General features: G+C 68.6%; 5 protein-coding genes. All 5 read left to right on the top strand.

Annotation, left to right across the window (positions count from 1 at the left end; genetic code table 11):
* The first annotated feature begins 182 nt into the window (after nucleotides 1-182).
* The 5 genes from WDC87_RS17540 to WDC87_RS17520 all read left to right on the top strand — a co-directional run bounded on the left by WDC87_RS17540 (nucleotide 183) and on the right by WDC87_RS17520 (nucleotide 6445).
* A complete protein-coding gene (locus WDC87_RS17540) occupies nucleotides 183-2345 on the top strand; it encodes a S46 family peptidase (protein WP_061480604.1) in 2163 nt (720 codons plus the stop codon).
* Between the two features lie 192 nt (nucleotides 2346-2537).
* The gene (locus WDC87_RS17535) at nucleotides 2538-3182 is read left to right on the top strand and encodes a histidine phosphatase family protein (RefSeq protein ID WP_005415444.1); all 645 of its coding nucleotides are present in this window, start codon (nucleotides 2538-2540) and stop codon (nucleotides 3180-3182) included.
* Nucleotides 3183-3223: 41 nt separating this feature from the next.
* Complete coding sequence (folC, locus tag WDC87_RS17530) at nucleotides 3224-4495, top strand: bifunctional tetrahydrofolate synthase/dihydrofolate synthase (protein WP_070490517.1); 1272 nt, start codon at nucleotides 3224-3226, stop codon at nucleotides 4493-4495.
* Between the two features lie 80 nt (nucleotides 4496-4575).
* A complete protein-coding gene (locus WDC87_RS17525; RefSeq protein WP_072169154.1) occupies nucleotides 4576-5619 on the top strand; it encodes an SPOR domain-containing protein in 1044 nt (347 codons plus the stop codon).
* Between the two features lie 46 nt (nucleotides 5620-5665).
* Nucleotides 5666-6445, top strand: coding sequence for a CvpA family protein (locus tag WDC87_RS17520; protein WP_072169155.1), 780 nt, complete (start codon nucleotides 5666-5668; stop codon nucleotides 6443-6445).
* The last annotated feature ends 1 nt before the right edge of the window (nucleotide 6446 follow it).

Below are 6446 nucleotides of genomic sequence, written 5' to 3'. Positions count from 1 at the left end.
GGACACGCAAAAGCCCATCCATGGCGCCAACAGTCCCGGGCAGGGTGACCACGCCCCCTCTGGACGATTCCGTGTGCGCGGCCGATGTGCGCAGAGCAAGAAGCAGGCCCATGACTTCCGGGGTTCGGGCCGGGGCAGGGCGGCGGGCTACAATCGAGGGTTCCACTACCAGGGGCCGCTCCATGCGCTCGAACCTGCTTGCATTTTCCATCGTCGCCAGCCTTGGGCTGGTCCAGGTCGCCCACGCCGCAGAAGGCATGTGGGTGCCGCAGCAGCTGCCGGAAATCGCCGGGCCGCTGCAGAAGGCCGGCCTGAAGCTGTCCCCGGAGCAGCTGGCCAACCTGACCGGTGACCCGATGGGTGCGGTGGTTGCGCTGGGTGGCTGCACCGCCAGCTTCGTCTCGCCGCAGGGCCTGGTGGTCACCAACCACCACTGCGCGTATGGCGCCATCCAGCTCAATTCGACCGCGCAGAAGAACCTGATCAAGGACGGCTTCAACGCGCCGACCCTGAAGGATGAACTGAGCGCCGGCCCGAACGCCCGCGTGTTCGTGCTCGACCAGATCACCGACGTCACCGCCCAGGCCAAGGCCGCCATCGCCGCCGCCGGCAACGACCCGCTGGCCCGCAGTCGCGCGCTGGACGCCTTCGACAAGGCCCAGGTTGCCGCCTGTGAAGCCGATGCCGGCTTCCGCTGCCGCCTGTACAGCTTCTCCGGCGGCAACACCTATCGCCTGTTCCGCAACATGGAAATCAAGGACGTGCGCCTGGTCTACGCGCCCCCGGGCAGCGTCGGCAAGTTCGGCGGCGACGTCGACAACTGGATGTGGCCGCGCCACACCGGCGATTTCTCGTTCTACCGCGCCTACGTCGGCAAGGATGGCAAGCCGGCCGCCTTCGCCGCCGACAACGTGCCGTACCAGCCCAAGCACTTCCTGAAGTTCGCCGACCAGCCGCTGGGCGCCGACGACTTCGTGATGGTGGCCGGCTACCCGGGCCGCACCAACCGCTATGCGCTGGCCGGTGAGTTCAACGAAACCGCCAGCTTCACCTACCCGACCATCGCCAAGCACTACAACGCCGTGCTCAAGATGATCGCCGACGCCGGCAAGGCCGACGCCGACGTCAAGGTGAAGTACGCCGCCACCGCCGCCAGCATGAACAACGTGGCCAAGAACTACCTGGGCCAGCTGGAAGGCTTCAAGCGCATCGACGCCGCCGGCCAGAAACAGGCGGAAGAGGCCGCCGTGCTGGCGTGGCTGAAGAAGCAGGGCGCTGCCGGCAAGCCCGCGCTGGCCGCACATGCGCAGCTGCTCAAGCATCTGGATACCAGCAAGTCGACCCGCGAACGCGACCTGTTCGTTGGTCAGTTCAACAACACCTCGGCCGTTGGCGCGGCAATCACCCTGTACCGCCTGTCGATCGAGCGCAGCAAGCCGGATGCCGAGCGCGAAGCCGGTTACCAGGAACGCGACCTGACCACCATTGAAGGTGGCCTGAAGCAGATGGACCGCCGCTACGTGGCGAAGATGGACCAGCAGCTGCAGGCCTACTGGCTGGAGCAGTACGTGGCTCTGCCGGCCGCGCAGCGCGACAATGAAGTGCTGAACAAGTGGCTGGCCGGCAGCGATGCCAACGCAGTCAAGGCGCTGGTGGGCAAGCTGTCGGGCACCGAGCTCGGCAGCCTGGACGCACGCCTGAAGTGGTTCAAGGCCGACCGTGCCGCGTTTGAAGCCAGCAGCGATCCGGCCATCCAGTACGCCGTGGCTGTCATGCCGGCGCTGCTGAAGCAGGAAGAGCAGAAGAAGATCCGCGAAGGTGAATCGCTGACCGCGCGTCCGCTGTACCTGCAGGCCGTGGCCGACTACAAGAAGAGCCAGGGCGAGTTCGTCTACCCGGACGCCAACCTGTCGCTGCGCATCACCTTCGGCAACGTCATGGGCTACGGCAAGGACGGCGTGAAGTACACCCCGTTCACCACCCTGGAAGGCGTGGCGGCAAAGGAAACCGGTGAAGATCCGTTCGATTCGCCGAAGGCGCTGCTCGATGCGGTCAAGGCCAAGCGTTATGGCGGCCTGGAAGACAAGCGCATCGGCTCGGTGCCGGTGAACTTCCTGTCCAACCTGGACATCACCGGCGGCAACTCGGGTTCGCCGGTGCTGGACGCCAACGGCAGGCTGGTCGGCCTGGCATTCGACGGCAACTGGGAATCGGTCAGCTCCAACTGGGTGTTCGACCCGGTGATGACCCGCATGATCGCCGTCGACAGCCGCTACATGCAGTGGATCATGCAGGAAGTGGCGCCGGCGCCGCAGCTGCTGAAGGAACTGAACCTGGCGAAGTAAGGTAGTGCCGGCCGCTGGCCGGCAACCTCGACCAGACAGCCGGAGTTTTCGAAACCCCGCGACCCACGTCGCGGGGTTTTTTCATGCCCGCCCCGACCCGGCGCGCCGAACAGGTATCATCCGTGTTCCGCGCACTTCACAGGATGTGAACGAAACGCGGGAACCTCCTCCCCCCCAGGACCCCTTGCACGCATGCGCATCCTGCTTGCCCGCCACGGTGAAACGCCGTGGAACGCCGAAGGCCGCTATCAGGGCCAGATCGACATCCCGCTGTCGCCGATCGGCGAAGCCCAGGCCCAGGCACTGGGTGCCCGCCTGGCCTCGGTCGACATTACCCGTGCCGTCGCTTCGCCGCTGTCGCGCGCGCAGCGCACCGCGCAGCTGGCGCTTGGCGCCGCCCGTGCCGACATGCTGCTGACCGAGCCGGAACTGCAGGAAATCGCCCACGGCGAATGGGAGGGGCTGCTGGCCAGCGAGATCCACGAGAAGGATCCGTCGCGCCTGCAGGCCTGGCGCGAGGAGCCGGATACCGTGCTGATGCCCGGCGGCGAATCGCTGCGCCTGGTGCTGGAGCGCAGCTGGCGCGGCCTGGCCCGCGCCACCGACGGCCTTGGCGAGCACGACACCCTGCTGGTGGTCGCCCACGACGCGGTGAACCGCGTGATCCTGTGCAAGGTGCTGGGCCTGCCGATCTCCCGCCTGTGGACCTTCCGCCAGGCACCGACCACGCTCAACCTGCTCGAAGGCGCCGACCTTGACAGCCTGGAAGTGGTGCGCCTGAACGACTGCGCCCACCACACGCCGTTCTTCGGCGAAGCCAAGCACCGCGCACTCTGATCGATCCCCTCGCACCAACTGCTTCTGCTGGAACCGCTGCCGTGACGAACACCCCGACCACCCTGGCCGACTGGCTGGACTACATTGAACGCCAGCATCCGGCGAGCATCGACATGGGCCTGGAGCGCGTGCGCGCCGTGGCCACGGCGATGGGCCTGGGGGCGCCGGCCAAGCGCACCATCGTGGTCGGTGGCACCAACGGCAAGGGCTCCACCGTGGCCTTCATCGAAGCCATTGCACGTGCCGCCGGCTGGAAGGTGGGCGCGTACACCTCGCCACACCTGCTGCGCTACAACGAGCGCGTGCGCATCGACGGCCAGGACGTGGACGATGCCGCGCTGGTCGCTGCGTTCAGTGCGGTCGAGGCCGCGCGTGGCGAGACCACGCTGACCTATTTCGAGTACGGCACGCTGGCTGCGCTGCAGCTGTTCGCCGACGCCGGGCTGGACCTGGCGGTGCTGGAAGTGGGCCTGGGCGGCCGCCTGGATGCGGTCAACATCGTCGATGCCGATGTGGCGGTGATCACCACCGTGGACATCGACCACGCCGAATGGCTGGGCGAGGACCGCGAGGCGATCGGCACCGAGAAGGCCGGCATCATCCGTGGCTGGAAGCCGGTGATCCTGGGTGAGACCGACCCGCCCTCGAGCGTGCTCGCACGTGCCTACCTGGTCGGTGCCAACGCGATCCGCGGCGGCAGCGATTACTTCTACGAGCCGATCGACGCCCAGCGCTGGCGCTGGCGGGACGTTGGCCTGCGCATGGAACTGCCGACCCCGGCGCTGGCCGGCCCGATCCAGCTGGCCAATGCCGGTGCGGCCATCGCCGCGCTGCGCGCGCTGGACAAGCCGGTGCCGCGCGCGGCGTGGGCCGCCGGTATCGCGGCGGCGCGCATTCCGGGCCGCCTGCAGGCGTTCGAGCGTGGCGGTGTGCAGATCCGCGTCGACGTCGGGCATAACCCGCAGGCGGCGGGCCAGCTGGCGCGCGCGCTGAAGGCCGAGGCGTCGGCCGGGCGCACCCTGGCGGTGTATGCCGCATTGCAGGACAAGGACGCGGCGGGTGTGGTGCAGGCATTGCAGGGCGTGGTTGGCGAGTGGACCCTTGCCGGCCTGGACGGCCCGCGTGGCCAGAGTGCCGCCCAGTTGCAGGCGCGCCTGGCCGAGACCGCTGCTGGCAGCGCGCAGCTGGCCGCTTCGGTCGAACAGGCGCTGGCACAGGTACTGGCCCGGGCCGAGCGCGGTGACCGCGTACTGGTGTTTGGCTCCTTCCATACCGCTGCCGCCGCGTTGCAGTGGTTGCAGGGCAGCGCCTGAGCCACGTTCAGCCAATCCCGACGCCGTCCGGTCCGGCACCCGTATAATCGACCGCAACCTCCGGACAGTTGCCGCCTCACGTGGATACGCCTCTGAAACAGCGTCTGATTGGTGCCATCGTGCTGGTTGCACTGGCCGTGATTTTCCTGCCGATGCTGGTCAAGGGGCCTGCACCGGACAGCGGCGTGGCCTCGGTGCCGATCGCCGCGCCGGATGCACCGGCCGATGGCCAGTTCGAAACCCGTGAACTGCCGCTGGTGGCCCCGGCCGGTGGGGCTACCGGCCTGCAGACCGGGCAGGCCAAGCCGCTGCAGGAGGCCGCCACGCCGGCCACGCCGCCGACCGTGGACACGTCCCCGGCGGTTGCCGCCGGCAACTACGCCGTCACTTTCGGCGCCTACGGCAGCAAGGCCGACGCCGATGCCGTGATCGCCTACCTGCAGCGCTCGCAGCTGCCGGGCTTCGCAGAAGCGACTACCATCAACGGCCGTCAGGCATGGCGTGTGCGCGTGGGGCCGTATGCCGACCGTGCACAGGCCGAGGCGGCCCGGCTGCAGGCGGTGAAGATCCGCGCCGATGTGAAGGCCGAAGTGATCACCCTGGATGCCGCAACGGGCAGTAGCGCCCCGGTGGCAGCTACCCCGGCACCGGCTACGCCAAGCGCCAGTACCCCGTCCGCAGCCACCTCGCCGTCCGCCAGCAGCAACCCGGTGCGCAGCGAAAGCCTGCCGCCGAGTACGCCGACTGCGACGGCCACTCCGGCGGCCAAGCCCGAGCCGCCGAAGCCGGCGCCGAAGCCCGAAACCCCGAAGCCCGAGCCGAAGCCGGAGGCCACCGCCAGCAAGCCGGTGACGGCACCGACCACGCCGGCTGCACCGGCGGCCAGCGGCGTCGGCTTCGCCGTGCAGCTGGGCGCGTTCGGTCAGGCCAGCGATGCCAATGCGCTGCGTGACAAGGTCCGTGCTGCCGGCTTCAGCGCCTTCGTCGAGCAGGTGCGTACCGAAAAGGGCACCCTGCATCGCGTCCGTGTCGGACCGGTGGCCAACCGGGCTGACGCCGAACAGCTGAAGGCGCAGGTCGCCGCCAAGGTTGGCGTCGCCGGCATGGTCCGACCGCACCCATGACCGACGCGCAGGCCCGTTGCCAGCGCCGCCGAAGGAGCGGGGCGCCATGATCGACGTGGTGCTGCTGATCGTGATCGCCGCCTCGACGCTGCTCGGGATGCTGCGTGGCTTCGTGGGAATCGTCATCGGCACGTTGTCGTGGCTGCTGGCCGCATGGGCGGCCTTCGCCTTCGGCAACGATGCCGCGCGCTGGTGGGCGGCGCCCGCCGCACCTGGCGGCGAACATTTCGTCGGCGGCTACCTGGGCGTGGGCATCGGCGTGATGATCGTGGTCGCGGTGATCGGCATGGTCATCAAGGCGATGATCCACCGCAGCATGCTGACCAGCCTGGACCGGTTGCTGGGCGGTGTACTGGGTGCCGTGCGTGGTGGCCTGATCGCGGCGATCCTGGTGCTGCTGGCCGGCTTCACCCCGCTGACTGCCGAGCCCTCCTGGAAGCGCTCGGCGGTTCGCCCGGTGCTGAATCCGGCCGTGACCTGGATGAACGGGAAGCTGCCGCGCTGGCAGGTACCGGGCGCCGATATGCTGCCCAAGGCCTTGCCGACCGACATGCTGTCCCCATCTGCATTGATGGAATTGGGGAAGAACGCAGGCGCCGGGTTGGGAAAGCCGGGCGGGGCAGGCGATAATGGCATCCTCAACCAGGTAGTGGCGGGCGGCGGATGGCTGCGGCCCGCGAAAGCGGAACAGGGCGATGCATACGATCCGGCCGAAGTGCGCCCGGACGCCCCAGCACTGCCGGACAGTATCGAGCCGGACGATCCGGCCAATGTCGACCGCAGGCGCGGCGACCACCGCGGCCAGGTACGGCCACCTTCCTTGTAAC

Source organism: Stenotrophomonas maltophilia group sp. Smal12 (assembly GCF_037079935.1).
In the GTDB taxonomy this organism is placed as follows: Bacteria; Pseudomonadota; Gammaproteobacteria; order Xanthomonadales; family Xanthomonadaceae; genus Stenotrophomonas; species Stenotrophomonas sepilia.
The sequence above is the reverse complement of the archived record's forward strand: the minus strand, read 5'-3'. Positions and strand labels throughout refer to the sequence as shown.